Here is a 23,492-nt window from a genome sequence, read left to right on the forward strand (position 1 = left end):
GACGTGCACGGCGCTGTGGAAAATCCCGGCCGGAGCGAGGAGCATTTTTTCTCTCGATGGATGCACGACCTTCTGCCTGTAGATCGATCGAAGAACAAACATCATCAACAACTTAGAAAGCCACACGAGCCGGCTGCATTGTCCGTCAATCGGACCGGGTTAACAGTCGACCGTACGATCGCCTGTGTTTGTCGTTCCTGCAATAATGGGTGGATGAACCAGATCGAAGGCTCCGCCAAAGCGATACTGTCGGAGCTTGTTTCAGGTAAACGCCCAAAGCTGACGGCCGCCCAGCAAGCAGCTGTCGCCTCCTGGATCGCGATGAAGACAATCGTCGGTGATCAGGACCACCCGACCACATCAGCAATTTCCGCTTCAGATTGCCACGCGTTCTACAATGACCACCGGCCGCCCGCGGGATGGAAGATTTGGATCGGCTCTTACGACGGCGCCGAGTGGCAGATGGGTTATACTCACTTCCCGTTTAGAGCCACGTATGGTGGCGCTGTTCCTCCCCATGATCGCCACTACAACATACAAGCAACACTTTTTGCCGCTGGATCGCTTTTCGTTCTGGCTTATAGCTCCGGCATCATCCCGGAGTTTCCGGTGAATGGCATCGAGTCACACCTCATGCCAATCTGGCCATTCCAATCTGATCCGATCGATCCCGAAAGCGTTGCGATAACAACCGATGCTGACGCGAACCGCTGGTACATCGCATTCGAGAACTTGGTAAAGCTCGCCAACGGCTAACCACTGGGCGAGGTATCCGCAACCAAGATTGCTCAAATGTAGTCGTTTGCGCCTAACTCTCGAAACCGACGAACACCGTGGCCTCCTCGACGGACTTTCGTTCGGACACGACCGCATTTGCCGGGAAGCTTTCATCCGGCCAGCCCAGCGCGATGCTTTTCATGATGACCTGATCGTCGGCTATGCCGGCGTGCTCGCGCACCACAGGTGATTGCATGATGCCCTGGCTGTTGATCACGGCGCCCAGCCCGCGAGACCAGGCGGCATTGACCAGGGCGGTCGCCACGGCGCCGCAATCGAACGGCGTGTCGTCGCTACCGTCAAGCACGCGGTCATAAGTGATAATCACACATACAGGCGCGTCGAATTGACGGAAGCCGCGCAAGACCCAGTCCTGGCGCCTGTCCTTGTCATCGCGCGCGATCCCCATGGCGGAGAATAATTGCTTGGCTACCCCGACCTGCCTGTCGCGGTGTGGACCTGCAAAGGCCTGACCGGTGCGGAATTCGCGCGACTGAGGTATGCCCGCCACCATCCGCTCGGTGTTGCCGGCGCGGATTCGATTCAGCGGTTCGCCGGTGACGATGTAGAAATTCCAGGGCTGGGTGTTCATCGACGACGGCGCGCGCATCGCCAGAGCGATGATTTCCTCAATCAGCGCCCTGGGTACCGGATCGGGCTTGTAACCGCGGATACTTCGGCGACCGAGGATGACGTCATCAAACTTCATTTTTCCAAGATTCCCCACATGACTTTTGAAGGCTGGATTTTCGCGGTTTCTTCGCTCCCGCGCAAGCCCGTAGGGCGGATTGGAGCCGAAGGCGTAATCCGCCGCCCCGCTACAGTGCCAATTATCCGTGCTATGTACCCGGTGCCGAACAATCGTCGCGCGTGCGATTTGCGAGCGGCGATTGCGGCGAAGAAGATTGCGCTACGGCTAAGCCGGAATGGCGGATTACGCCTTCGGCTCCAATCCGCCCTACGGCCTGCTTCGCGTCGCTCGCCAGACTCCAAGATCCGATCAATGCGACATCAATGTCGGTTTGGTCATCGAGGCAAGCATACCACGCGTCGTCCCACCAAGAATAAACTCCCGCAGCCGGGAATGCCCGTACCCGCCCATGACAATGAGGTCGGCACCTGTATCGGCTGCATATGACAGGATTGCATTGTAAACATTGATCTTGCGGACGGGGATGCGCTCAATCGTGGCGTTTACTCCGTGACGGGCCAGATGGGTCGCGATATCCACACCCGGAAGGTCTGCGCTCTTGGCGCTCTGAGCGTCCGCAACAACAATACTCGCCTTGCCGGAGCGGATAAGAAACGGCATGGCATCGGCGACCGCTCGGGCGGCTGCCCGGCTGCCATCCCAGCACACCATGACATGATCGAGTTTGAGGCGCTCCTTCTGAATAAAAGGTACGATGAGCACCGGTCTTCCGGATTCGAACAGCGCGGCCTCAAGGACGATATTCGTGGTTCGATGATCCCGGTCCCCTTCAAATTGGCCAATGACGGAAAGATCGAACCGTCTTGCGATTTGCGCAAACTGGGTTGGTCCGTCGCCGACGTCAGTTTCAATTCTGCGTGTTTCGGCTGAAACGCCAGCGCGACGCGTCGCCTCGTCAAACACGGTGGCCACGGACTCTGCGCGTTGTCGAGCTTCAGCCTGCTGGGCTCGAATAAAGTTGGCTGACAGGTCAAAGCCACCGACCACTGCCGGATAGAAGGCCGTCCCCATGATGTGCGCGCCGAATGTTTCCGCAACCGACAGCGCGTAATTGGAAACGCCATCTTGCGATTTACCGTAAGACAGGTTGACAAGAATATCTTTGATCATGGCTCTGCCTCCAGTTAGGTGATCGCGCATCTACCAGTTCATTTATCCCGGGCCGGCTACTCCCGTTAGTTCGCGTCAAGAAAACGCATCGAACAATATCACGAACCCGCGAAATCCTGCGGCGTAAAGCTGAGGTCGAGCACCTTCCATTCGCCGAAGCGGTCGGCCGGCAGCATCGCGTAGGGCTGGCAGGCTTCCAGCGCGCTGATGGCGCTGCGCATCAAGAGCGGGCCCTTGGCGGAAGCGCTGGCCTCGATCAGCTGCGGCTCCGCCGCGAGCTTGCCGTCCTGGCTCATGAACACGCGCAGTTTGACCTTGACGTCGTCGGAGCCTTTCAACGCGGGCGGAAGTTTCGAGCAGGTCCGCAAGTGCCGCCGGAACGCCGCGACGACGCTTGAATTGATGTCGGCGGACGTGGTCGCGGGCGCGTCGAAATTGTCTTTGCCCTTGTCGCCGGATGCCGGCGCGCTGGGCGGCATGGCCGGCGGCAGACCGAGCATGACGTTGTATTTGACCGACAGATCGGGCTCGGGCGGCTTGTAGGCCGGCGCCTGCGTCACTCCCTGTGGTGGCGCGGCTGGCTGCGGCACCGGGCTAGGCGCGGCCAACGCCTGCTTCTGCGGCGGCGGCGGAGGCGGTTGTTGAACCGCAGGTGGTTGAACCGCAGGCGCCGCCGCGGCCGCGGGCTTGTCGAGCGCGGTGAAATCAGGTTGCGGCGGCGGCGTCGCAGCCGGTTCGGACGCCTTCTCGATCTCGGCAGGAATGTCTTGCGGCGCGACGATATCGACCGCGATCGATTCAGGCGTGGCGGCGCCGAACGGATGCACGTCGGAGAACACAAGCAGCAACGCCAGCAGCGACAGATGGGCAATCACTGAAGCCGTCATGTCCGAAGGTATGATCTGGCGCAGGTTCATCGTACCAAGACAATCCAAGGGCCTTGCGATGGGCTTTGAGCATACCGCCCGGCGCGACCGCGGCTCAATCCCATTTCGGTGCGAAGCCGAAATCGGTGAGCCGGCCGCTGGCGCTGCCCATGTCGGAAATCTCGCGCATGTCGGCGTCCGACAGTTCGAAATCGAAGATCTCGATATTTTCCGACAGCCGCTCCAGCTTCGAGGTGCGCGGGATCGCCGCCACGTTCTGCTGCACCAGCCAGCGCAGGCACACTTGCGCTGATGTCTTGCGATAGCGCTCGCCGATCCGCAGCAAGGCCTGGTCGTTCTTGACGCGACCCTTGGCGACCGGGCTATAGGCCACCAGCGCCATGCCGTGGCGCGCGCAGGCTTCCATTACCTTGGCCTGGTCCAGATAGGGATGGTACTCGACCTGGTCGCAGACCAAGGGCTCCGGGCACGCCGCCACCGCCTCCTCGATCAGGGCCACGGTGAAATTGGACACGCCGATATGCCGGGCAAGCCCGAGCTGCCTGACCCGCGCCAGCGCGCCCAGCGTCTCCGACAGCGGCACCTGCGGGTTGGGCCAGTGCAGCAGCAACAAATCGACCTCGGTCAGGCGCAATCTGGCGAGACTTTCCTTTGCCGATCGCTCGAGGTCGTTGGGCGCGAAATGCGTGGTCCAGATTTTGGTGGTGACGAACACCTCGCCGCGCTTGACGCCGGAGCCGCGCAGCCCCTCGCCTACTTCGCGTTCGTTCTCATAGGCCTGCGCGGTGTCGATGTGGCGATAGCCGAGCCGCAGCGCCTGTTCGACCAGCCGCGCGCAGGTTCGTCCGCGCAATTCCCAGGTGCCGAGCCCGATCGCCGGGATTTTTGCGCCGTTGGCTTCGATGAAGTTCATACGCCCATTATGGTCCGCCGGCAGCTGAGTGCCAACACATAACGTTTTCGTGCGAAATGGATTGCGGTTCGCACAGCAATCAAGTTTACGCAGATTGCGTAGACTTATCGGCGGTAGAAAACGCGTTAGAAGAGACCGGGCCGTGTACCCATGAACCCGGCTGCGTGATGCGACGACGGCCACGTCCACTCGCCTCCAGGATGCGAGCCACGCCGGCACATCCCTTGATTTGGCGCGATCTCCGTGGTAGCTACGCTTCATGATCAACGTCGTGCGCACCGCGAACCGTAAAAACGTAACCCGCTCTCGCTGGGCCGTGGAAGGAGTCGTGCGCTAGAAATTCGACGACGCGATCTTTTCACCAGGCCCCGCCGGCATCGGACGGGGCCTTTTGTTTGGCCATGCTCCCTGCCAGCGCAACAGCAGGAGCATCCGATGCCACCCCAACAGACGAACATCACATCCGGGACCGAGCGCGATGCCGCAGGGCTCGGCCTCGACCTGCCCATCGCATTACCAATGGCAACGTCGACGCGGAACGTCCTCGGCTTGCTCAAGCGATATTGGCGTGCGTTTCAGGAGCGGCGCCAACGCCAGAGCTTGCGAGCCGGCTTGGCTTACCTGAGCGACAGAGAGCTGATGGACCTCGGCCTGACGCGCGATGAGATCGACTACATCACACCTCAACGCGATAGGATTAGAGATAGCGCGATGTACCTGTTGAGCCGTGGTGGCTAGATGGTGGCCGATTCCGTGGCGAGCGCGGCGAAAACCGTTTCCGGCGAATGGGCGATGACGGCGAGCAGCGCCCGCGCCGGTCCGCGCGGCGCGCGTTTGCCCTGCTCCCAGTTCCGGATGGTCTCGACCGGCACCCCGAGCCGTGCGGCGAATTCCGTTTGGGTCAGGCGCGAACGGCGGCGCAGGTCGCGAACCGCCGGCAGCGGCGTTGGATCCGCCGCTGGTGCGGCAGTTTGCTCCGGATGCGCCGGCGCGAGCGGAAACTCCTGCCCGTCCCGCAGTTCCACGATCCGTCCGTCTGCCTTGAGCCGCAAGCGCTGCATGTTCGATTCCCAATATGGGAATCATCGGCGAAGCCCGTTAAGGACCGATTAACGATACTTTCCCGTGCCGAGCGCTCACTTCAGCCCGAACCACAGCGTGGCGATGCCGAGGAACGAGAAGAAGCCGACCACGTCGGTGATGGTGGTGACGAAGGTGCCGGAAGCCACCGCCGGGTCGGCCCGCACCCGCTCCAGCACCATCGGGATCAGGATGCCGCCCAGCGCGCCGGCGATCAGGTTGACGACGATCGCAAGCCCGATCACGACGCCGAGGCCGGGGATCTTGAACCACGCCACCGCGGCGACGCCGGTGATCACGGCAAAGGCGAGGCCATTGACGAGACCGACCATCGCCTCGCGCAGGACCACGCGGAGCGCGTTGTTGGAATGAAGTTCGCGGGTCGCCAGCGCCCGCACCGCCACCGTCATGGTCTGGGTCGCGGCGTTGCCGCCCTGGCTCGCCACGATCGGCGCCAGCACGGCCAGCGCCACCATCTTTTCCAGCTGGCCTTCGAACAGGCCGAGCACCGAGGATGCCAGGAACGCGGTCGCCAGATTGACCAAGAGCCAGTTGAATCGGGCGCGCGCGATAGTCCAGACGCTGTCGGACAATTCTTCGTCGCTGGTGACGCCGCCGAGCGCTTTGAGGTCTTCGTCGGCCTCTTCCTCGATCACGTCGACGACGTCGTCGATGGTGATGACGCCGACCAGCCGGTTGGTGGTGTCGACCACGGGGGCTGCGACCAGATTGTATTTGCCGAACATCCGCGCGACCTCTTCCTGGTCGTCGAGCACGGAGACGCGGCGGCGGTCTTCCTCGATCAGGTCGGCGAGCGGCACCGGCCGCCTTGCGCGCAGCAACGTGTCGAGCGAGACCGCGCCCTGCCAGTGCTGGTTGGCGTCGACCGCGTAGATTTCATAGAACCGGTCCGGCAGGTCCGGGGTGTCGCGCATGTAGTCGATCGCCTGCCCGACGTTCCAGTCCGGCGGCACCGCGATGAATTCGGACTGCATCCGCCGGCCGGCGGAGTTTTCCGGATACAGCAGGCTGCGCTCCAGCGCGTCGCGCTCGGACGGCGGCAGCTTTTCGAGGATTTCTTCCTGGTCCTCCTCGTCGAGGCCTTCGAGCAGTTCGACGGCGTCATCCGATTCCAGTTCGCGAACGCCTTCGGCGACCGTCTCCGGTTCGAGCTCTTCGAGGATTTCCTCGCGAACGGTTTCGTCGACCTCGTTGAGTGCGGAAAAGTCGAAATCGGTCCCCGTCAATTCGACCAGGGCCACGCGATCGTCGGGTTCGAGCGCGCCGATCACATCGCCGAGATCGGCCTCGTGCAGTTCGGCCACGAACTCGGAAAGCGACGGGCGATCGGCGGCCTTGATGGCGCGGGTGATTTCCTCGACGAATTCGTGTCGGATGTGGCCCTCTTCATCCCGCATCAGGGCGGGATCGAGCGCGGACCCGTCAACAGGCCGCGCGGCGGCGGTGGCAACGTCGATATCCTCGGCCATGCCTTGCCTCACCGGGTTTGACAGAACTTGCGTTTGAGTTATCGCTGCACGCATTACCCAATCGGCAACGCCAAGCGCAATGCCAAAGATGCACAACGGCTGATGACCCCAGGATTCACCAGGACGCTCTGCACAGCCATCGCGGCCGCGACGGTGTGGACGGCTGCAGCCAAGGCCGCCGAATGCCCGCACAAGGACGCGCTCGGCACCTCACGGGTTCTGCGCGTCGATGCCGCTACCTCACCGCGCGTCGGCCTGAAGAGCTTTCCGCAGACCCTGCCGCTTGGAGATCGTGAGGTGGTCCTGACCTTCGATGACGGGCCGTGGCCGGGCACGACGCCGAGGGTGCTGGCCGCGCTCGCACGCGAATGCGTGCTCGCCACCTTCTTCCTGATCGGCAGGTCTGCTTCGGCGCACCCCGAACTGGTGCGCAGGATGGCCGCCCTTGGCCACACGGTCGGGCACCACACCTGGTCGCATCCCAACATCAAATACCTCAAGCCGGATGCGGCCACGGCTGAGATCGACAAGGGCTTTGCGGCGGTCGAAAAGGCGCTGCACGGGACCAGCACAACGACCCCGACTACGCCGTTCTTTCGCTATCCCTATTTCGAGATGACGCCGGCGACGCTGGACCTGTTGCAGAACCGCGGCATATCCGTGTTCGGCGCCGACCTCTGGGCCAGCGACTGGGAGCCGATGAAACCGGCCCAGCAGCTGAAGCTGCTCACCGAGCGGCTGCAGGCCGCCCGCAAGGGAATCATCCTGCTGCACGATCCCAAGGCGCAAACCGCGGCGATGCTGCCGGCTTTCCTGCGCTATCTGCGGCTAAACCACTACCGCGTGGTCCATCTGGTCCCAGCCGCCGCGGCGGCCAACGCCAGAGCTGTCCAAAACCCGAAATAAGTGTGGTATTTCGGCTATTAAGGCGGCATTCATGGCCCGCCGTTAAGGATTGCAAACAAGGCATTTTTCGAGTGAACCGAATACCGGTCCGCAGGGACCAACATTCGATTGGGAATGAAGCCGGGGTTTTATGATCGCTAACGCAGGTATGGGGCTCCGTCAGCGGGCATCGATTACTTTTTCAGCCGCCGTTTCAGCCACAATTTCAGCCGCAGTTTTCTTGGGAATGCTGACCGGCACCACGGCGCAGGCCGCGCCGGCCGCCAATTGCCCCGGCCATCCCGATGCGCTGGGCACGTCGCGCACGCTGGTGGTCGATCCGCGGCAATATCCGCTGATCGGCACCATGCAATATGCCAAGACACTGCCGCTGGAAGATCGCGAGGTGGTGCTGACCTTCGACGATGGTCCGCTGCCGAAATACAGCAACCAGATCCTCGATATTCTCGCCGCCCATTGCGCCAAAGCGACCTTCTTTTTGGTCGGACGGCAGGCCAACGCCAATCCCGAAGGCGTGCGCAAGATGCGCGATGCCGGCCACACCATTGCCACCCATACCCAGAACCATCCTGGGAACATGAACCAGCTGCCGCTCGATCGCGCCCAAAAGGAAATCGAGGATGGCATTGCATCGATCACGGCCGCGCTCGGCGACGGTACCGCGCCGGCGCCGTTCTATCGCATTCCGGGCCTCGGCCGTTCCGACGTCATCGAGCAATATGCCGAAGCAAAAGGCCTACAAATCTGGAGCGCCGATTTTCCCGCCGACGACTGGCGCCCGGTCTCGTCGCAGCGAGTCTATGATCTCGCGATGCAGCGGCTCGAAGCCAAGGGCAAGGGCATCCTGCTGCTGCACGATATCCAGGCGCGCACCGTCGCCGCCCTGCCGCGAATCCTGAGCGATCTGAAAGCCCGCGGTTATCGCCTGGTCCATGTCGTGCCGGCGACGCCGGACCGGCCGGCGACGCCGACCGAGCCGTCGCAATGGCAATTGCATCCGATATCGGAGCAGGTGGCGACGTCACGCTGGCCCAAAATTCCGAATTTCGCCTATACCGCGACCGCGGCCCTGCCCGCGCCCGCGCTGTCTCATTCCGATTGGCGCAATACGGCGCCTGCGGACCGCGCGCAGCGGCGCGCCTTGCGCGATGCGTTGTGGTCGCAGCAGGTGACCCTGGTGCTTGACCCGCCCGCGCTGCCGGTCCCGGCGTCCAGCGTGTTCAAGCTTCCGGAATCGATCCGCGTCACGATGCTCTATTCGCCGCCATCCGCACGCAAGCCCGAGCCGACCGCGCCCGCCGCGCACGAAGTGTCCGCCAAGCAGGCGGCACGCCCCGCCAAGCACGCAAAGCATGGCGGCAAGGGCGCCGCCAAACATGCGGCGCAGGTCAAGCCGGCCAAGAAGAACGCGGTCCGCATGGCCGGCCTGAAAAAGCGCTAGAACCTCGGCTCTGATGAAATCAGAACCGAAGCTCTAGATTCTTGTTTTGACGCGTTTTCTTCACGCGAACCGGTATCCACTTCGCTCGAAAACGCTCTACCCCGCCGCCGACTGCGCACGGCCGAGCAAACCGCGTTGCTCGGCAACGGCGTGCGCTTCGTCGAGCGCCGCCGCCACCGCGTCCATCATCTCGTCGATCTGCTCCGCCGTGATGATCAGCGGCGGGCAGACGAACACCGCATCGGGACCGGCGCGCACGATGACGCCGCGCGCCATCGCCCCTTGCTGGATCAAGGCGCCGATGCCTTCGGCCGGTGGCAGCGGCCGCCGTGTAGCCTTGTCGGCGACCAGTTGCAGCGCGCCGATCAATCCGACGCCGCGCGCCTCGCCGACCAGCGGATGCGAGCCGAGCGCGCGCAGCCGCGATTGCAGGTGCGGTGCGAGCGCTTTCACTTGGCTGACGATGTCGCGCTCCTTGTAAATGCGCAGCGTTTCCAGCGCGACGGCGGCGGCGACCGGGTGCCCGGCATAGGTGAAGCCATGGGCGAAATTGCCGACCTTGCCGGCATGGGCGGTGATGGTTTCGGCGATGGTGTCGCTGATGATGGTGGCCGAGATCGGCAAATAGGCCGAGGATAGCGCCTTGGCGACGGTCATGATGTCGGGCTCGATGCCGAACGTATCGCAGCCGAACATCTCGCCGGTGCGGCCGAAGCCGCAAATCACCTCGTCGGCGATCATCAGGACGTCGTATTTGCGCAGCACCTGCTGGATGCGCGGGAAATAATCGGCCGGCGGCACGATGACGCCGCCTGCCCCGTTCACCGGCTCGGCGATGAAGGCGCCGATCGTATCCGGCCCCTCGCGAATGATCATGTCCTCGAGATTGGCGACGAGACGATCGACGAACTGGGCCTCGCTCTCGCCCGGGCGGCCGTACAAATAGTGGCTCGGGCAGTCGGTGCGCAGGATGCCGCCGACCGGAAGATCCCATTCGACGTGGTTGGCGGCCAGCCCGGTCATGCTGCCGGAAAACACCGTGATGCCGTGATAACCGCGGACGCGGCCGATGATGCGCTTCTTGCGCGGCCGGCCCAGCGCGTTGTTGTAGAACCAGACGATCTTCGCCGCCTGGTCGTTGGCCTCCGAGCCGGAATTGGCGAACAGCACCTTGCCGAGCCCCTTGGGCACGATCTTGAGCAGTTCCTCGGCGGCCTCGATGCTGGGCTCGGTCGAGCGGCTGTTGAAGATGTGGTAGGTCGGCAGCTGCTCCATCTGGCGGCGCGCGGCCTCGACCAGGCGCGGCTCGCTGAAGCCCAGCGAGGTACTCCACAGCCCGGCCATGCCCTCGAGATAGCGCTTGCCGGTTTCGTCGTAGACATACACGCCCTCGCCGCGCGCGATGACGAGCGGCCCGTCGGTCTTGTGCTTGTCGAGATTGGTATAGGGATGGATGAGCGAGGCGACGTCGCGTGCCGCCAGGGAGTTGGGTCTGCCCGTCATTGGAATCGTGCTCCGATTTTTATTATGCTGACGGAGTAGAGCACAAAAAAGCGGTGGCCCGAAGGCGCAAGCGGCTAGTTGGTGACGATCTTGGCGATGCAGAGCAGTATGACGAGGGCGAGGAACAGCAGGTCGATATAGGCCTTGATCTCGCCGGCGTGGCGAAGCCCGCTGACCTCGGAGACGATCTGCTTGCGCGAGGCCGCGGCGGCCGCGGCCGCGCTCGGCCCCTCGGCGGCGACCTTGGCCAGACGCCGCGCCTCGATCTCCAATCGCTCAATGCGCTGGAAGAAATAGAACGAACGCAGCGCCGAGGCCGCGTGCATGGCGGCATAAACCAGCACGAGGATCGCCACCACCGCGCGCTGCGGATATTTGTCCAGGAAGTTAAGGGCGAAGTAGACCAGCGCCAGGAACACGAAGTTGGAGACGAATCGATAGGCGTAGCCCAAGAAAACCATTCACGTGCTCCGGATGGATTTGGAAGTGCCGAATTGCGGTCCTCGGACCGGGTAGCCGGCGATGCCCTGTTGTTTTACGCGAACGGTGTAACAGCAAGGCTACTTCCGCCTGCCCTGGCGATTTCCAACTGTTTCGCCCCTGCGGCGCTGCGAAGAATCACGCTGATCTCACCGAATCGATTGGGTCGGGCCCAAACTGCACGATTTTGTGGTGCGCTCGGAGGGACTCGAACCCCCACGATTTTACTCACTGCCACCTCAAGGCAGCGCGTCTACCAATTCCGCCACGAGCGCTTGGGATACCGGCTGGAAGGATTTAAGGCCTGCCGGATCAACGGCGCCGATGTAACAAATCAGAGATGGAGGGACAAGGCGGTTTTGCGACCGAATAACTACCTAACACCCGGTAATTTCGGCAGCATTTGCTTGACTTCGACCGCAATCCGGTTGCGATCGACCAGGACCACGCCGGAAGCCACCGGAAGGTTGTTGGCGAGGATCTTGACCTCGTCCGCCTCGGTGGCGTCCAGTTCGATGATGGCGCCGCGGGACAGCCGCATCACCTGGTGGATAGGCATCGTGGTGGTGCCGAGCACCACCATGAGATCGACGCTGACTTTATCGAGAGTGGCCACTACGAAACCGCCAAACTTGGACTAGATCTTGGACAAAATTGGGTGGTTTCACCTGACCACGTTATGGTTAGCCAATGGTTAATGACCGCCAAAGCCTTGATTTGACGACATTCGCGCAAGCCCCCGATGGCAGCGATGTCGAATGGCGGATTGCGGCCAAAACGGTGCCCTACCCTGACGCCGTGGCTGAAATGGAGATGCGGGCGGCCGCGATCGCGGACGGGCAAGCGCCCGAACTGGTGTGGCTGCTGGAACATCCGCCGCTGTACACCTCCGGAACCAGCGGCAAGGCCGGCGATCTGCTGGACCCGCGGTTTCCGATGTATGAGACCGGGCGCGGCGGCCAGCTCACCTATCACGGCCCCGGCCAGCGGGTGGCCTATGTGATGCTCGATTTGAAGCGCCGGCGGCCGGACGTGCGGGCCTATGTCGCCGGTCTGGAGGAATGGATCATCCGCACGCTCGCCGCCTTCAACGTGCGCGGCGAACGCCGCGAGGACCGCGTCGGGGTTTGGGTTGCCAGGCCGGACAAGGGACCCGTCCATGAGGACAAGATCGCGGCGATCGGCGTGCGGCTGCGGCGCTGGGTCTCGTTCCACGGCATCGCCATCAATGTCGAGCCGGAGCTGTCGCATTTTTCCGCGATCATCCCCTGCGGCGTCGCCGATGCCAGGTACGGCGTCACCTCGCTGGTCGATCTCGGCCTGCCCGTGACGATGGAAGACGTCGACGTCGCGCTCCGGCAGGCCTTTGAGGACGTGTTCGGCGCGACCAAAGCCCGCCTGCCGGAAGCGATCTAGGAGAGGCTTTTATTTTGATGCGTTTTCTTCACGCGAACCGGTACCCACTTCGTTCGAAAACGCTATGGGTTCACGCCGCCTCTTGCTGCGGCGGCACCTCCAGCTTGCCCGCGATGTAGCGCCGCTCCTGTGTCAGGCCGCCGAATCCGTACGCATCGCCCTTGACCTCGTCGACATGCGCGTAGCTCTCGTGGTGCAGCGGCCCGAGCAGTTCGCCCATGCGCTGGAACACCGCGGCCAGATAAGCGGCCTTCTCGTCCTTGGTGTTGGTGCCCTCGCTGACATGGACGTCGAGCCAGAAACTGGCGAGGCTCTGTTCGGCCAGCGACTTCCCACCGGCGAACCAGTCCGCGGCATCGACCGCGCGGACGATCACCGCGGTGACCCTGGGATCCTTGCGCAGGATTTTTGCGGTCAGATCGCTGACGGCGGAAGCGATTTCGGCCTTTAATGAAGGCGCCTTGCGGAAGCTCGAATAAGTGACGGTGATCAGCGGCATGATGGTTCTCCGTGGTGTCGTTTGCGTTCCCCACACCTAGACCTGTCAGCATCATTTTGGTATCTTATCTATGTTCATAACAGTGATAACTATTAGTGATGATGCCATGGCCACGCTGGATATCGACACCGTTCAGGCCTTCCTGCTGGTCGCCGAACTGCAGAGTTTTACCCGCGCTGCCGAGGCGCTCGGCACCACGCAGGCTGCGGTCAGCCTGAAGCTGCAGCGGCTGGAAGGTGTGCTCGGCAAGCGGCTGGTCGAGCGCTCGCCGCGCGCGGTGACCTTGACCGCCAACGGCACGGCATTCCTGCACCATGCCCGCGTCCTGATGGAGGCGCATGACCGCGCGCTGTCGGGCGAAAAGCCGGCGCGGCAGCAATTGTCGCTCGGCATCAGCGATCACGCCGCCGGCCCCGAACTGGTGCCGCTGCTGGAGCGGCTCCATGCGATGTCCTCGCAGATGTCGCTGGCGGTAACGATCGGCTTTTCGCGGGCGATGCTCGATGCCTACGATTCCGGCGAACTAGATGCCGTGGTGGTGCGGCAGGAAGGCAGCCGCCGCGGCGGCGAGCAGCTGACCGAGGATGAATTCGGCTGGTTCGCCGCGCCGCGCTTCGTCTGGCCGCACGGTGACGCCCTGCAACTGGCGACGCTGGCACCGCCCTGCGGCGTCCGCGCCATCGCCGTCCGCGCGCTCGACAAGGCCGGCATCCCCTGGATCGAAGCCTTTGTCGGCGGCGGCGTCACGGCGGTGGTCGCGGCGGCCCAAGCCGGATTGGCAGTCGCGCCACTGGCCCGGAGGATCGCGCCGGCTGGGCTGGTCGACATCGGAATAGCACAGAACCTGCCGGCACTTGGCGCATCGAAGGTGATGTTACACTCGAAGGTCAGCGACCCGGCAAAGCTCGCCGCGCTGCGGACATTGGCGGCGACGTTTCGCGGTGTGGTTACGGTTTCCCGCGCAAGCACTTAAGTATCCGCGCATTTTACAAGATCGCGTCGAACGCGCTGCGCAGCGTTTCGTGGCGGAACTTGAATCCGTTCATCAGGGCCTTGTTCGGCAGCACCCTCTGCCCGCCGAGCAGAAGCTCATTGGCAAAATCGCCGCCGACCCAACGCAGCAATGCATCCGGAATCCGGAACACGGCCGGACGATGCAGCCGCCGGCTGAGTTCTTCGGTGAACTTCAGATTGGTGACCGGGATCGGCGCGGTGGCGTTGATCGGCCCTGAGATGCCGGGGCTGGCGATCACATGGGCGATCAGGCGCACGAGATCGTCGCGCTCGATCCACGACATCCATTGCTTGCCTGATCCTAGCGGTCCGCCGAGACCGAACTCGAACGGCGTCAGCATGCGCGTGATGAAGCCGCCATCGGTTCCGATCACGAGGCCGATTCGCAGATAGGCTACACGCACGCCATGTTCGGCCGCCGGGCTCGCCGCACGCTCCCAGGCGTCGCACAATTCATGGCTGAAGCAGGCGTGGGATTTGGCGGACTCGGTCAGCACCTGATCCTGCCACAGACCGTACCAGCCGATCGCGGAGCCGGAGACCAAAACCTTTGGCTTGCGTTCGAGACGGCCAATCAAATCAACGACATCGCCGGTCATCTGAATCCGGGATTCGAGGATCTTGCGGCGCTTTGTCTCCGTCCACAGACCGTTGCCGATCGGCTCTCCGGCGAGATTGACGATGGTGTCGATTTTGGCATCCGCTGGAATCTGGTCGAGGCTCGTGATCAGGGTGATCGGCGGCGACAGTTCCGCTTTCGCGGGGTTACGGACCAGCGCAATCACCTGATGACCTGACGCGGTCAAGCTTGCGACCAGACGGCTGCCGATGAAACCGGTGGCGCCGGTAACGAGCACGGTCTGGCTATCAGGCAATTTCTCCACGAGGCCGGCCGCAGGCGCGCTTGTCATCCGTCCGAGACGCCGGGCCGCGGTAAAATCCCGCAATCCGCACAGCGCCGCGCCGACGGCGGCCGCCGCGGCGATAATGCTGAGCCACCCCGTATAAGCCGACTTGACCCCGGTCGGCTGCATCGCCCAGTCGATCAGAACCGGCAGCAGCAGCACCAGGATGGCGCCGTAATTGATCGCCAGCAGCGTATGGTTGATGCGCTCGCTGGCCGGCAGCTTCCGGCTCATGTCCTCTTCGACGAAATCCAGTAGCGTGATGACGACTTCCGCCACCAGCACCGCGATGATCAGCATCGCAAGGATGCCGTAGACTTCCAGCCAGCCGAGCACCAGGAACAGGAATGCATACATCATGTTGCGCACGCCATGGAGCTGCAACTCGTAGCGCTGCGACGGGCGCCAGGCCAGCCGCTCGGTCAGCTCATGGTGATAGAACGTGTCGAACACGCCCATTGCGATCTGAACGGCAATCAGGATCCATAGCAACGACGTCATGATGCGGCCTCCCGGAACACGGCGGACTGGCGAATGAGCCTGCCAAAACGCGGATGGACGATATCGAGCGTGAAACGGAACGTGCCGCCGCCGAGATCGGCATGGATCACGGTGATGTCGCCGGGCGTCAGCCAGGGCGAGAGCGCCAGCCGCAGCGGCCCGATCTGCAGGGCATAGCCGACGCTGCGAAACACCAGCGCTTCATGCTCGACGAAGATCCGCAGCGCCATGCTGATGCCGTGGCCGACATATTCCTCGAGCCCGGTCGGCCCGGCGAAGCGCTTCGAGGAATGGATGACTTGCGGAAATCCGTGTGAGCGGGCGCAGATGCGGGTCCAGATCTGGCCGCCGCTTGCCGCGTCCTCCGTCACCGTCACGACCATCGGAACGCCGGTCTCGGACCCGGTCGGCAGCGGCCCGCCGACCAGCCGCGCCAGCTGCGCCATCCACCAGCCGATCCGGCTGAACCAGGCCTCCTCGACCTCGCCGACATAGACGACCGTGGCACCGTCGACATGGCGCTTGGAAAACCGCCGCCAGACCGCCAGCGGCAATCGCCCCCAATCGGCGTCGGACAGCAGCGCGTGGAACCTGTCATCGTCGAGCAGTAGGTCGCTGGAAGGTTTTTTCGAAACGACTGGACGCTGGAAAGCTTGAGATCCTGATCGCTGACGCCATCGAACGCTCCTGCTACTCTCCCGCCTCGCCCTACGCGCTATTTGGTTTTTCCCATCGGCAGGAAGCTGACGATCTTTTCGCCGAGCTTGATCAGGGCGACCAATCTCGGCCGCGGCACCTTCAGCATCTGCATGTACCAGCGGTCGACCAGCTCGGTGAATTCCAGCATCTCCCTCAGCCGCTTGCTCGCGACCTCGCTGATGGTCGGATCATCGGCGGCATCGGAAACGCAGGCGCGCAGCGCATCGACCGCGGGGTCGATCTCGCGCTCCTTGCGACGGGACGCGATCCGCGCCGCCACTTCCCAGATGTCGGTCTCCGCCTCGTAATGATCGCGGCGGTCGCCGAGGATCGGCACCCGGCGGATCAGGTTCCAGGACAGCAGCTCCTTGATGGAGTTAGAGACGTTGGACCTGGCCATGCCGAGTGTCTCGGCGATATCCTCGGCCGTCATCGGCGCCTCGGCGAGGTACAGCAGGCCGTGGATCTGGCTGACCGAGCGGTTGACGCCCCACTCGTCCCCCATGTCACCCCAGTGCAGGATGAACCGCTCGACGGCGGCCGGGAGTTTCTTCTTTTCCGTTGTTTCTGTCATGACAGAAATATCAGACATTTCTGGACAGACGTCAAGACCCTCCACGCGAGTAACGGGCCACCATCTGTCCGCGGCGTGCCGCACGTTCCCGAACGTGCCCTGACCGATCGCGCCCGAGCTAAAATGTCCCTAAAACTTGTCCATTGCCCGGAACCATCCGGCACCCCGCGCGTTTCGGCCACTAGGTTAGGGGTTTAGATGTCCGAAATAGACCAACGACAGCAGCGGAATCTGTTCGAGAGCGAACGCAGTTTCCGGCTTCTGGTGGAGGGGGTTGCCGACTACGCGCTGTACATGCTCGATCCCACCGGCATCATCACCAGCTGGAACATCGGCGGTCAGCGCATCAAAGGCTATTCGCCGGCGGAGATCCTGGGCCGGCACTTCTCCTGTTTCTACACCGAGCCCGACCGCGCCAACGGCAAGCCAACGCGCGCGTTGCGCATCGCGCGCGAAACCGGCCGCTATGAGGAGGACGGCTGGCGCGTCCGCAAGGACGGCACCTTCTTCTGGGCGAGCGTGGTGATCGACCCGATCTACGAGGATGGCCGGCTGGTCGGCTTTGCCAAGATTACCCGCGACATCACCGAACGCCGCGAGGCCCAGCTCAAGCTCGATCAGATGCAGGCGCAGCTGGCGGAATCGCAGAAGCTGGACGCGCTCGGCCAGCTCACCGGCGGCGTGGCGCACGATTTCAACAATCTCCTGATGATCGTCAGCGGCAGCCTTCATACGCTCAGGAAGGGCGTCTCCGACGATCCCAAAATGCAGCGCGCACTGGCCGCTATCGACGGGGCGACAAAGCGCGGCGCAGCCCTAACCAGCCAGTTGCTGACATTCGCCAGGCGGCAAAGCGTCAATCCGCAAACGGTCGATGTCACCGAAAGAATCAAGTCGGTGCGCGATGTTCTCCACACCGGCGTCGGCGGCACGGTGACACTGCAATTCGACCTCGACCGCATCGTCTGGCCGGTCATGGTCGATATCACCGAACTCGAGACCGCGCTGGTCAATCTCGTGATCAACGCGCGCGACGCCATGCCCGACGGAGGAATCATCAAGATCGCTGCCGACAACACCAGGCTGATCGAGGAAGCTCATAGCGGCGACTATGTCGCCATCTCCGTGACGGATACCGGCACCGGCATCGCGCCTGACGTGCTGAGCAAGATATTCGATCCGTTTTTTACGACCAAACCGATCGGCAAGGGCACCGGACTGGGTCTTTCGCAGGTGCACGGTTTCATCCATCAGGCCGGCGGAACGGTCAAGGTTGCCAGCGAACTCGGCAAGGGTACGAAGATCACCATTCTGCTGCCGCGACAGCATGGCGGTCTGCCGGTTGACGAGGTCAGCGTCGTCGAATCCGGTGGAAGCGGCACCGTGCTGCTGGTCGACGACAATCCGGAAGTCGCCGCGGTCAGCACCAGCCTGCTCGAACAACTCGGCTACACCGTCCGCAGGGTAGAGAATGCCGAGGCCGCCCTGCGCGAGATCGAGCACGACGGGATCGACCTCGTATTCACCGACATCGTGATGCCGGGCAAACTGGACGGCCTCGGTCTGGCTCGCCGCCTCAAGGCGATGCGGCCCCAGCTGCCGATTCTGCTGGCGACCGGCTATAGCGATGCCGCCTTGAACGTGCGCGGCGATTTTCCCATCCTTCGCAAGCCCTATGAGATCCATCAATTGAGCCAGGCGATCGCAAAATTGCCGCGGTGACCGGCGGGCCGCGCCGTCCCGGTTCCACCGGCATCCCGGCCGAAATGCCGGCTTCTCCGTTGTTTTCCTGACCGGCTTATTAACCGCATCGCCACCTATTGGCCGCTAGATTCCGGCCACGCATTTAGCTTGCCGGTCAGAATGATTTGGCACTCCCCCATCAAGGCGGAAGATGCCCGACCGACACCTCGCAAACCAAAGCGGCCTCCTGCGGCGGATCACGCCGGGGATGGTCGTGGTGTTCTTTGCACTGGTCATGACGGCATGCATCCTGGGCGTCGTGGTCTGGAAGGCGCTCGAAGCCAAGTCGGCGGCGCTGTCGCGCGGCTCCACCGACATTCAAAACCTCGCCCACTCGCTGGCCGAGCACGCCGGGCACACCATCCAGGCGGTCGACATCGCGATGAGCGGCATGGTCGACTTGCTCAAATACCGAAACCCGGTGCCGGAACGTTTCAACAAACATCTGGCCGACACCGCGGCCGCGCTGCCGCAAATACGCGAGATCGGCGTCCTCGATACCGAAGGCAATTGGCGCTACTCGTCGCTGCCGGAAACGCCGCGCTATAACAATAGCGACCGAGGCTACTTCGCCTATCATCGCGACAGTGCGGACAGGACGCTGCGCATCAGCGAACCGATCCTGTCGCGCCTCACCGGGCGGCCGACGATCCTGCTGTCGAAGCGCATCAGCAAGGAGGACGGCAGTTTCGGCGGCGTGCTGACGGCCGCGATCGAAAGCGACTATTTCAGTGGCTTCTACCGCGCCTTCCAGCTCGGCCCGGACGGCGGCATCAGCCTGCTGCGAAATGACGGCGTCGTCATGTCCCGCTGGCCGTTCTCGAACCAGAGCACCGACCTTTCCAGACTGGACCTGTTCACGACACACCTCAAACGGAGCTCGGCCGGATACTACAAGATCACGTCACCGTTCGACGGCATCGTAAAGTATTTCGGCTACGAGCAGGCGCCGCGCTATCCGCTGCTCGTCACGGTGGCGATGTCCGAAGACTGGCTGCTCGCCAGTTGGTCGATGGACCTGCGCACGGATGCGATCGTGGCGGTGGTATTGCTGTGCGTGATCATCCTGCTCGCTGCCCTGCTCTCGGCGCAGTTCAATTTTCGCGTCAGGACCGAACGCGCGCTGCGGGAGAGCGAGCAGCACTATCGCCTGCTGGCGAACAATATCGCCGACGTCGTGATCCTGCTCAATGGCCGCGGCACGCTTCGTTATGTGTCCCACTCGGTCGAACAGATGCTGGGCGTTCGCCCGCAGGACCTCGTCGGCAAATCCTGCTTCGACATGGTCCACGCCGAGGACAAGCAAGGCGTGATGGCCGCGAGCGCGCGGCTGAACGGTTCGGGCGCCGTCAGCACAACCGAGTTCCGGACCTACCGTGCCGACGGATCGATCGTATGGGTCGAAAGCAACTTCAAGCAGGCATCGGAACGCGACAATCCCGCCGAGGCCGAGTTTGTCGGGGTGCTGCGCGACATCACGGAACGCAAGCGGATGGAAGATGAGCTGAACCTGCTCAACCGCCGCCTGACCCGGCTTGCGGCCACCGACGGTCTGACCGGATTGACCAATCGCCGCACCTTCGACGGCTTCCTGGCGCGCGAGTTTGAGGCCTGCGAAGAGATTTCGGTGCTGCTGTTCGATATCGACAACTTCAAGGGTTACAACGACACCTATGGACACCAGGCCGGCGACCGCTGCCTGCAGGCCGTTGCCCGCGCCATCGGCGATGCGACCTCGAATACATCGGGCCTCTCCGCGCGCTATGGCGGCGAGGAATTCGCCGTCGTTTTGCCGAACATTTCCGAAGACGACGCATTGAAAGTCGCCGAATCGATCCGGCTGACCGTGCGCGCCCTCGGCCTTCCCAACACCGCCGCCAATCGTGGCTTCGTCACCATCAGCGCCGGCATCGCCAGCCGGACGGGTTCGACGCCTGGTGAGGCTGCGCTGGTCGGAGAAGCCGACGTCGCGCTTTATGAAGCCAAGCGTCTCGGCCGCAATCGCAGCATCGTCTATTCATCGCTGAACCTGCGATATGTCGAAACCGGTTCGATCCAGCACGATCCAGACCTGCCGCCCGTCAAACGGAAGCTGGTGCATTAGCGCGCGCGTGTGCGCATCAAGGTCTTTGGCGAGACCATCCACATATAGTTCTGCATGTCAGCCCTGCTGCCATAGCGGCCGGATTTAGCGCGTGCGCCCAAATTTTATGCGGCTTGCGTCAAGCTGAATCCTTGTGGCGCCACATTGATCCCGAACAATCGCAGCTGCGGAAAACACTGTCAGGTTCCCCATGAAAATATCAGATTTCACTTGCCCATCCTGCGCGTCGGCTTACGAGGTCGCGGAATCAAGTTCACCGATCGGACGGCCGGGCCGGATTGAATGCACGACCTGCGGCCAGCTTCTCGATGTCTGGCAGGGTCCCAAGCTGAGAGCCTATCGGTTGGTGATGTCGTCGGAACACAAGTACCGGCACATCGACGCGCCGCCCTCTCCGGTTCGCGCGACCGCATAGACTGATATCGCATCGCGCCTGTCATCGAACGCGCGTAATCTCCGTCGGCCAGCATCGGCCTCGAGGAGACGGCGAGATGACCAAACCCGAATTCATTCCCGCTGAAATCGGGACGCGGGTGACGGCGCACGCGCTGCATGTTGGCGACCGCATCAATACGATCGGCTTCGAAACAGAGGCGCTCTCGGCGATCCCGCTCGCGATCAGGGTTGGCACGGGCGGCGTCGCGGTTCTGTTTCGCTACGGCGTGGCGGTGCTGATCGGCCTCGCGCCGGAAGAACACAGCCGCTTCCTGGAAACGCTGAAACCCCGGATCGACGGCAAACTGGCGCGCCCCGAAGAGGAAGCCGCCATTCTCGCCTTTTCCGGCGAGGCCGAGGATCAGGTCCAGTCCGGCGGCCCCATACAGTTGCGCGACATGTCGCCGGCAAGGCTCCTTGTCGTTGCCGACGTGCTGGCCAAGAGCGTCGTGCTGGCGCACGACGAACGCGAAGTGGCGAAGGTATTCGAGATCATCGAACCGTTTGCCAAAGAGCTGGCAGATCACGGACGAACCCGCCGTAATCGAAAAGGGATCATGCAACTGATCGGAAGCGCCCTGCTGGTCCAGCACAGGGTATCCGGCCGTGTCGCGATCGGAGAGAAGCCTGACGTGCTGTGGGATCGTCCCGACCTCGAGCGGCTTTACGCCCGGCTTGAAGACGAATACGAACTCAAGGAGCGCCTCGATGCCCTCAACCGGAAACTTGCCGTGGTCGCGGAGACCGCCAACACCCTTGCCGATATCATCGACACGCGCCGAACCCTGCGCCTCGAACTCATCATCGTCGGGCTGATCGCGTTCGAAGTCATCATCACGATCTATCAGCTTTACATGGGCAAGGATCACTGACCCGGGCTTGGCCGGACTCCCCTCGCTATCTCGGGCCCGGCCGCCACGACAGATCATCCGACCACAGATAGATCGCGATCGCGGCAAGGCACAGCACGAGGCCGACCCAGAACATCGGCGAATGATGGACACGCCTCCAATCGCGTTCGGAAGTTGGCGGTTTCATGGATCACCTCGTTGGCGGGTTTCGGCCGGCGACGACTATGGCAACGAACTTGATCCGCGCCAATGTCAGATCGTCGGCAACACCGAGAAGCGCTCCCCCGGCCGCAGCAGTTTCAGCGCGTCGGGATGGGCGTCCTCTTCCCTTACCGCGTCGACCCGCGCCAATGGCGGCCCGCGCCGGCACGCTGCGATCATGTCGGCGACGACATCCGCAGGCCCCGCGAACAGCGCCTCGACGCTGCCGTCCCTGCGATTGCGTACCCAGCCCTCGACATCACGCGTCATCGCCTCGTCCGCGACCCAGGCACGGTAGCCGACGCCCTGTACCCGGCCCGTGACCGTGACATGGCGGATCGCGCCGGTCATCTATTTCTTCAGCCCGAGAAATTCGGCGCTGCGCGCCTTCACATCGGCTTCGCGCATGGCCCGGCCGGTCAACTCAGACGATGCGAGGCCTTTGAGATTCTTCGGCAAGGCTCCCTCGCGCAGTGCTTTCAGCGTCTCGTAGACGGCCTGCGTGGCGGCGGCGAAAGGCGTGTGTCCCTGCAGCGCAATCTTCACCCGCTGACTTCCGAGAAAGGCCGCATCATTGAGTTCGCCCTGGGGGTTGCCGAGCACGATTGGCAGCGTCGTCACCGCGGCAATCGCCTCGACTTCCCGGCGCGTCGTGAGCCCGGTGAAGAACAGTGCATCGACGCCGGTGGCGTTGTAGGCTTTGGCGCGCACCAGGCATTCCTCGAAGCTCGCCGCCGACGGGCCACCGCCGCGTGTTCCGGTGCGGCCCATGATGACCAGCGCGGGATCGCTGCGACCGTCCAGCGCCGCCTTCATCTTGCCGACGCCCTCTTCGAGCGGGATTAGCTGCGGCTCCGAGACGCCGAAAGCCTGCGGCAGCAGCGTGTCTTCGATGGTGAGGCCCGCAGCACCCGCGGTTTCCAGTTCCTGCACGGTGCGCCGGACATTGAGCGCGTTGCCGTAACCATGGTCGGCGTCGACCAGCACCGGCAATGAAGCGGCCCGCGACATCCGGCGCATCTGTTCGGCGAGTTCGGTGAGCGTGATCAGCGCAATGTCAGGATCGCCGAGCACCGCCAGCGAGGCCACCGAGCCGCCGAACATGCCAAGTTCAAAGCCGAGATCTTCGGCGATACGGACGGAAACCGGATCGTAAACCGAACCCGGGCGGATGCAGGCGGATCCGTTGAGGATGGACCGCAGTTTTTCGCGGCGTTGTTGGAAGGCCATCGAGATTTCCTCCGTGTCTCG

26 protein-coding genes and 1 tRNA gene are annotated in these 23,492 nt (G+C 63.0%); 10 read left to right on the forward strand and 17 right to left on the reverse strand.

From position 1 onward, the window contains the following. Window positions 1-213 precede the first annotated feature (213 nt). Window positions 214-756 carry a hypothetical protein gene (locus JQ574_RS16360; protein WP_212208978.1) on the forward strand — a complete coding sequence of 181 codons (543 nt, stop codon included), beginning with the start codon at window positions 214-216 and terminating at the stop codon, window positions 754-756. 52 nt (window positions 757-808) lie between these two features. On the opposite strand, the gene JQ574_RS16365 is transcribed toward JQ574_RS16360, so the two are convergent. The 4 genes from JQ574_RS16365 to JQ574_RS16380 all read right to left on the reverse strand — a co-directional run bounded on the left by JQ574_RS16365 (window position 809) and on the right by JQ574_RS16380 (window position 4,399). Beyond that, entirely contained in the window at window positions 809-1,486 is a 678-nt protein-coding gene (locus JQ574_RS16365) for a nitroreductase (protein ID WP_212208977.1), read from the reverse strand. 291 nt (window positions 1,487-1,777) lie between these two features. Next, a complete protein-coding gene (locus JQ574_RS16370) occupies window positions 1,778-2,599 on the reverse strand; it encodes a universal stress protein (RefSeq protein WP_212208976.1) in 822 nt (273 codons plus the stop codon). Window positions 2,600-2,697: 98 nt separating this feature from the next. Next, the gene (locus JQ574_RS16375; RefSeq protein ID WP_212208975.1) at window positions 2,698-3,516 is read right to left on the reverse strand and encodes a hypothetical protein; all 819 of its coding nucleotides are present in this window, start codon (window positions 3,514-3,516) and stop codon (window positions 2,698-2,700) included. A gap of 64 nt (window positions 3,517-3,580) precedes the next feature. After that, window positions 3,581-4,399, reverse strand: coding sequence for an aldo/keto reductase (locus JQ574_RS16380; RefSeq protein ID WP_212383684.1), 819 nt, complete (start codon window positions 4,397-4,399; stop codon window positions 3,581-3,583). A gap of 435 nt (window positions 4,400-4,834) precedes the next feature. Between JQ574_RS16380 and JQ574_RS16385 the strand changes: the two genes are divergently transcribed. Next, window positions 4,835-5,137, forward strand: coding sequence for a DUF1127 domain-containing protein (locus JQ574_RS16385; protein WP_212208973.1), 303 nt, complete (start codon window positions 4,835-4,837; stop codon window positions 5,135-5,137). Here the strand turns inward: JQ574_RS16385 and JQ574_RS16390 are convergent. Together JQ574_RS16390 and mgtE are read right to left on the reverse strand one after the other, a co-directional pair. Next, window positions 5,134-5,460, reverse strand: coding sequence for a DNA-binding transcriptional regulator (locus JQ574_RS16390; RefSeq protein WP_212208972.1), 327 nt, complete (start codon window positions 5,458-5,460; stop codon window positions 5,134-5,136). The two genes, JQ574_RS16385 and JQ574_RS16390, sit on opposite strands and share 4 nt — an antisense overlap. Before the next feature lie 75 nt (window positions 5,461-5,535). Then, a complete protein-coding gene (gene mgtE, locus JQ574_RS16395) occupies window positions 5,536-6,969 on the reverse strand; it encodes a magnesium transporter (RefSeq protein ID WP_212208971.1) in 1,434 nt (477 codons plus the stop codon). A gap of 102 nt (window positions 6,970-7,071) precedes the next feature. Between mgtE and JQ574_RS16400 the strand changes: the two genes are divergently transcribed. Both JQ574_RS16400 and JQ574_RS16405 read left to right on the forward strand, forming a co-directional pair. Then, the gene (locus JQ574_RS16400) at window positions 7,072-7,875 is read left to right on the forward strand and encodes a polysaccharide deacetylase family protein (RefSeq protein WP_212208970.1); all 804 of its coding nucleotides are present in this window, start codon (window positions 7,072-7,074) and stop codon (window positions 7,873-7,875) included. A gap of 226 nt (window positions 7,876-8,101) precedes the next feature. Further along, a complete protein-coding gene (locus JQ574_RS16405) occupies window positions 8,102-9,316 on the forward strand; it encodes a polysaccharide deacetylase family protein (RefSeq protein WP_249119402.1) in 1,215 nt (404 codons plus the stop codon). Window positions 9,317-9,412: 96 nt separating this feature from the next. Here the strand turns inward: JQ574_RS16405 and JQ574_RS16410 are convergent, their stop codons facing one another. The 4 genes from JQ574_RS16410 to JQ574_RS16425 form a co-directional block, all read right to left on the reverse strand. Next, entirely contained in the window at window positions 9,413-10,819 is a 1,407-nt protein-coding gene (locus JQ574_RS16410; protein ID WP_212208968.1) for an aspartate aminotransferase family protein, read from the reverse strand. 74 nt (window positions 10,820-10,893) lie between these two features. Continuing rightward, the gene (locus JQ574_RS16415; RefSeq protein ID WP_212208967.1) at window positions 10,894-11,280 is read right to left on the reverse strand and encodes a hypothetical protein; all 387 of its coding nucleotides are present in this window, start codon (window positions 11,278-11,280) and stop codon (window positions 10,894-10,896) included. 209 nt (window positions 11,281-11,489) lie between these two features. Further along, window positions 11,490-11,574, reverse strand: a tRNA-Leu gene (locus JQ574_RS16420). Window positions 11,575-11,672: 98 nt separating this feature from the next. Then, window positions 11,673-11,915: a FliM/FliN family flagellar motor switch protein gene (locus JQ574_RS16425; RefSeq protein ID WP_074276133.1), complete on the reverse strand. Its 243-nt coding sequence runs from the start codon at window positions 11,913-11,915 to the stop codon at window positions 11,673-11,675. A 74-nt stretch (window positions 11,916-11,989) separates the two neighbouring features. Here JQ574_RS16425 and lipB point away from each other — a divergent pair, with 74 nt between their 5' ends. After that, window positions 11,990-12,715, forward strand: coding sequence for a lipoyl(octanoyl) transferase LipB (gene lipB, locus JQ574_RS16430; RefSeq protein ID WP_212208966.1), 726 nt, complete (start codon window positions 11,990-11,992; stop codon window positions 12,713-12,715). A gap of 70 nt (window positions 12,716-12,785) precedes the next feature. On the opposite strand, the gene JQ574_RS16435 is transcribed toward lipB, so the two are convergent. Further along, complete coding sequence (locus JQ574_RS16435; RefSeq protein WP_212208965.1) at window positions 12,786-13,214, reverse strand: 4-oxalocrotonate tautomerase family protein; 429 nt, start codon at window positions 13,212-13,214, stop codon at window positions 12,786-12,788. Between the two features lie 106 nt (window positions 13,215-13,320). Here JQ574_RS16435 and JQ574_RS16440 point away from each other — a divergent pair, with 106 nt between their 5' ends. Further along, complete coding sequence (locus tag JQ574_RS16440) at window positions 13,321-14,187, forward strand: LysR family transcriptional regulator (protein ID WP_212383685.1); 867 nt, start codon at window positions 13,321-13,323, stop codon at window positions 14,185-14,187. 13 nt (window positions 14,188-14,200) lie between these two features. Here JQ574_RS16440 and JQ574_RS16445 read toward each other — a convergent pair whose 3' ends face one another. The 3 genes from JQ574_RS16445 to JQ574_RS16455 form a co-directional block, all read right to left on the reverse strand. Next, window positions 14,201-15,634, reverse strand: a complete 1,434-nt coding sequence (locus JQ574_RS16445) for a TIGR01777 family oxidoreductase (protein WP_212208963.1) — start codon at window positions 15,632-15,634, stop codon at window positions 14,201-14,203. Beyond that, window positions 15,631-16,242 carry a DUF4166 domain-containing protein gene (locus JQ574_RS16450; RefSeq protein ID WP_249119403.1) on the reverse strand — a complete coding sequence of 204 codons (612 nt, stop codon included), beginning with the start codon at window positions 16,240-16,242 and terminating at the stop codon, window positions 15,631-15,633. The genes JQ574_RS16445 and JQ574_RS16450 overlap by 4 nt, the downstream gene beginning before the upstream one ends. Before the next feature lie 107 nt (window positions 16,243-16,349). Further along, entirely contained in the window at window positions 16,350-16,907 is a 558-nt protein-coding gene (locus tag JQ574_RS16455; protein WP_212208962.1) for a GbsR/MarR family transcriptional regulator, read from the reverse strand. A 198-nt stretch (window positions 16,908-17,105) separates the two neighbouring features. Between JQ574_RS16455 and JQ574_RS16460 the strand changes: the two genes are divergently transcribed. The 4 genes from JQ574_RS16460 to JQ574_RS16475 all read left to right on the forward strand — a co-directional run bounded on the left by JQ574_RS16460 (window position 17,106) and on the right by JQ574_RS16475 (window position 22,061). Beyond that, entirely contained in the window at window positions 17,106-18,629 is a 1,524-nt protein-coding gene (locus JQ574_RS16460) for a PAS domain-containing sensor histidine kinase (RefSeq protein WP_212208961.1), read from the forward strand. 172 nt (window positions 18,630-18,801) lie between these two features. Beyond that, window positions 18,802-20,754 carry a diguanylate cyclase gene (locus JQ574_RS16465; RefSeq protein ID WP_212383686.1) on the forward strand — a complete coding sequence of 651 codons (1,953 nt, stop codon included), beginning with the start codon at window positions 18,802-18,804 and terminating at the stop codon, window positions 20,752-20,754. A 190-nt stretch (window positions 20,755-20,944) separates the two neighbouring features. After that, complete coding sequence (locus JQ574_RS16470; RefSeq protein ID WP_212208959.1) at window positions 20,945-21,169, forward strand: MJ0042-type zinc finger domain-containing protein; 225 nt, start codon at window positions 20,945-20,947, stop codon at window positions 21,167-21,169. Window positions 21,170-21,245: 76 nt separating this feature from the next. Continuing rightward, on the forward strand, window positions 21,246-22,061 hold the full coding sequence (locus JQ574_RS16475; RefSeq protein ID WP_212383687.1) for an RMD1 family protein: 816 nt from the start codon (window positions 21,246-21,248) through the stop codon (window positions 22,059-22,061). Window positions 22,062-22,086: 25 nt separating this feature from the next. Here the strand turns inward: JQ574_RS16475 and JQ574_RS16480 are convergent, their stop codons facing one another. From JQ574_RS16480 to JQ574_RS16490, 3 genes are all read right to left on the reverse strand, one after another. Continuing rightward, the gene (locus tag JQ574_RS16480) at window positions 22,087-22,227 is read right to left on the reverse strand and encodes a hypothetical protein (protein ID WP_212208957.1); all 141 of its coding nucleotides are present in this window, start codon (window positions 22,225-22,227) and stop codon (window positions 22,087-22,089) included. A 65-nt stretch (window positions 22,228-22,292) separates the two neighbouring features. Continuing rightward, window positions 22,293-22,592, reverse strand: coding sequence for an acylphosphatase (locus JQ574_RS16485; RefSeq protein WP_212208956.1), 300 nt, complete (start codon window positions 22,590-22,592; stop codon window positions 22,293-22,295). Beyond that, complete coding sequence (locus tag JQ574_RS16490; RefSeq protein WP_212208955.1) at window positions 22,593-23,471, reverse strand: oxaloacetate decarboxylase; 879 nt, start codon at window positions 23,469-23,471, stop codon at window positions 22,593-22,595. Window positions 23,472-23,492: the final 21 nt, after the last annotated feature.

The organism is Bradyrhizobium sp. AUGA SZCCT0158 (assembly GCF_018130065.1).
Lineage (GTDB): Bacteria > Pseudomonadota > Alphaproteobacteria > Rhizobiales > Xanthobacteraceae > Bradyrhizobium.

Bases quoted from the DNA above. Each gene is read 5' to 3' on its own strand.
- JQ574_RS16360 (WP_212208978.1), top strand. From the start codon at position 214: ATGAACCAGATCGAAGGCTCCGCCAAAGCGATACTGTCGGAGCTTGTT.
- JQ574_RS16365 (WP_212208977.1), bottom strand. From the start codon at position 1,486: ATGAAGTTTGATGACGTCATCCTCGGTCGCCGAAGTATCCGCGGTTAC.
- JQ574_RS16370 (WP_212208976.1), bottom strand. From the start codon at position 2,599: ATGATCAAAGATATTCTTGTCAACCTGTCTTACGGTAAATCGCAAGAT.
- JQ574_RS16375 (WP_212208975.1), bottom strand. From the start codon at position 3,516: ATGAACCTGCGCCAGATCATACCTTCGGACATGACGGCTTCAGTGATT.
- JQ574_RS16380 (WP_212383684.1), bottom strand. From the start codon at position 4,399: ATGAACTTCATCGAAGCCAACGGCGCAAAAATCCCGGCGATCGGGCTC.
- JQ574_RS16385 (WP_212208973.1), top strand. From the start codon at position 4,835: ATGCCACCCCAACAGACGAACATCACATCCGGGACCGAGCGCGATGCC.
- JQ574_RS16390 (WP_212208972.1), bottom strand. From the start codon at position 5,460: ATGCAGCGCTTGCGGCTCAAGGCAGACGGACGGATCGTGGAACTGCGG.
- mgtE (WP_212208971.1), bottom strand. From the start codon at position 6,969: ATGGCCGAGGATATCGACGTTGCCACCGCCGCCGCGCGGCCTGTTGAC.
- JQ574_RS16400 (WP_212208970.1), top strand. From the start codon at position 7,072: ATGACCCCAGGATTCACCAGGACGCTCTGCACAGCCATCGCGGCCGCG.
- JQ574_RS16405 (WP_249119402.1), top strand. From the start codon at position 8,102: ATGCTGACCGGCACCACGGCGCAGGCCGCGCCGGCCGCCAATTGCCCC.
- JQ574_RS16410 (WP_212208968.1), bottom strand. From the start codon at position 10,819: ATGACGGGCAGACCCAACTCCCTGGCGGCACGCGACGTCGCCTCGCTC.
- JQ574_RS16415 (WP_212208967.1), bottom strand. From the start codon at position 11,280: ATGGTTTTCTTGGGCTACGCCTATCGATTCGTCTCCAACTTCGTGTTC.
- lipB (WP_212208966.1), top strand. From the start codon at position 11,990: ATGGTTAATGACCGCCAAAGCCTTGATTTGACGACATTCGCGCAAGCC.
- JQ574_RS16435 (WP_212208965.1), bottom strand. From the start codon at position 13,214: ATGCCGCTGATCACCGTCACTTATTCGAGCTTCCGCAAGGCGCCTTCA.
- JQ574_RS16440 (WP_212383685.1), top strand. From the start codon at position 13,321: ATGGCCACGCTGGATATCGACACCGTTCAGGCCTTCCTGCTGGTCGCC.
- JQ574_RS16445 (WP_212208963.1), bottom strand. From the start codon at position 15,634: ATGACGTCGTTGCTATGGATCCTGATTGCCGTTCAGATCGCAATGGGC.
- JQ574_RS16455 (WP_212208962.1), bottom strand. From the start codon at position 16,907: ATGACAGAAACAACGGAAAAGAAGAAACTCCCGGCCGCCGTCGAGCGG.
- JQ574_RS16460 (WP_212208961.1), top strand. From the start codon at position 17,106: ATGTCCGAAATAGACCAACGACAGCAGCGGAATCTGTTCGAGAGCGAA.
- JQ574_RS16465 (WP_212383686.1), top strand. From the start codon at position 18,802: ATGCCCGACCGACACCTCGCAAACCAAAGCGGCCTCCTGCGGCGGATC.
- JQ574_RS16470 (WP_212208959.1), top strand. From the start codon at position 20,945: ATGAAAATATCAGATTTCACTTGCCCATCCTGCGCGTCGGCTTACGAG.
- JQ574_RS16475 (WP_212383687.1), top strand. From the start codon at position 21,246: ATGACCAAACCCGAATTCATTCCCGCTGAAATCGGGACGCGGGTGACG.
- JQ574_RS16480 (WP_212208957.1), bottom strand. From the start codon at position 22,227: ATGAAACCGCCAACTTCCGAACGCGATTGGAGGCGTGTCCATCATTCG.
- JQ574_RS16485 (WP_212208956.1), bottom strand. From the start codon at position 22,592: ATGACCGGCGCGATCCGCCATGTCACGGTCACGGGCCGGGTACAGGGC.
- JQ574_RS16490 (WP_212208955.1), bottom strand. From the start codon at position 23,471: ATGGCCTTCCAACAACGCCGCGAAAAACTGCGGTCCATCCTCAACGGA.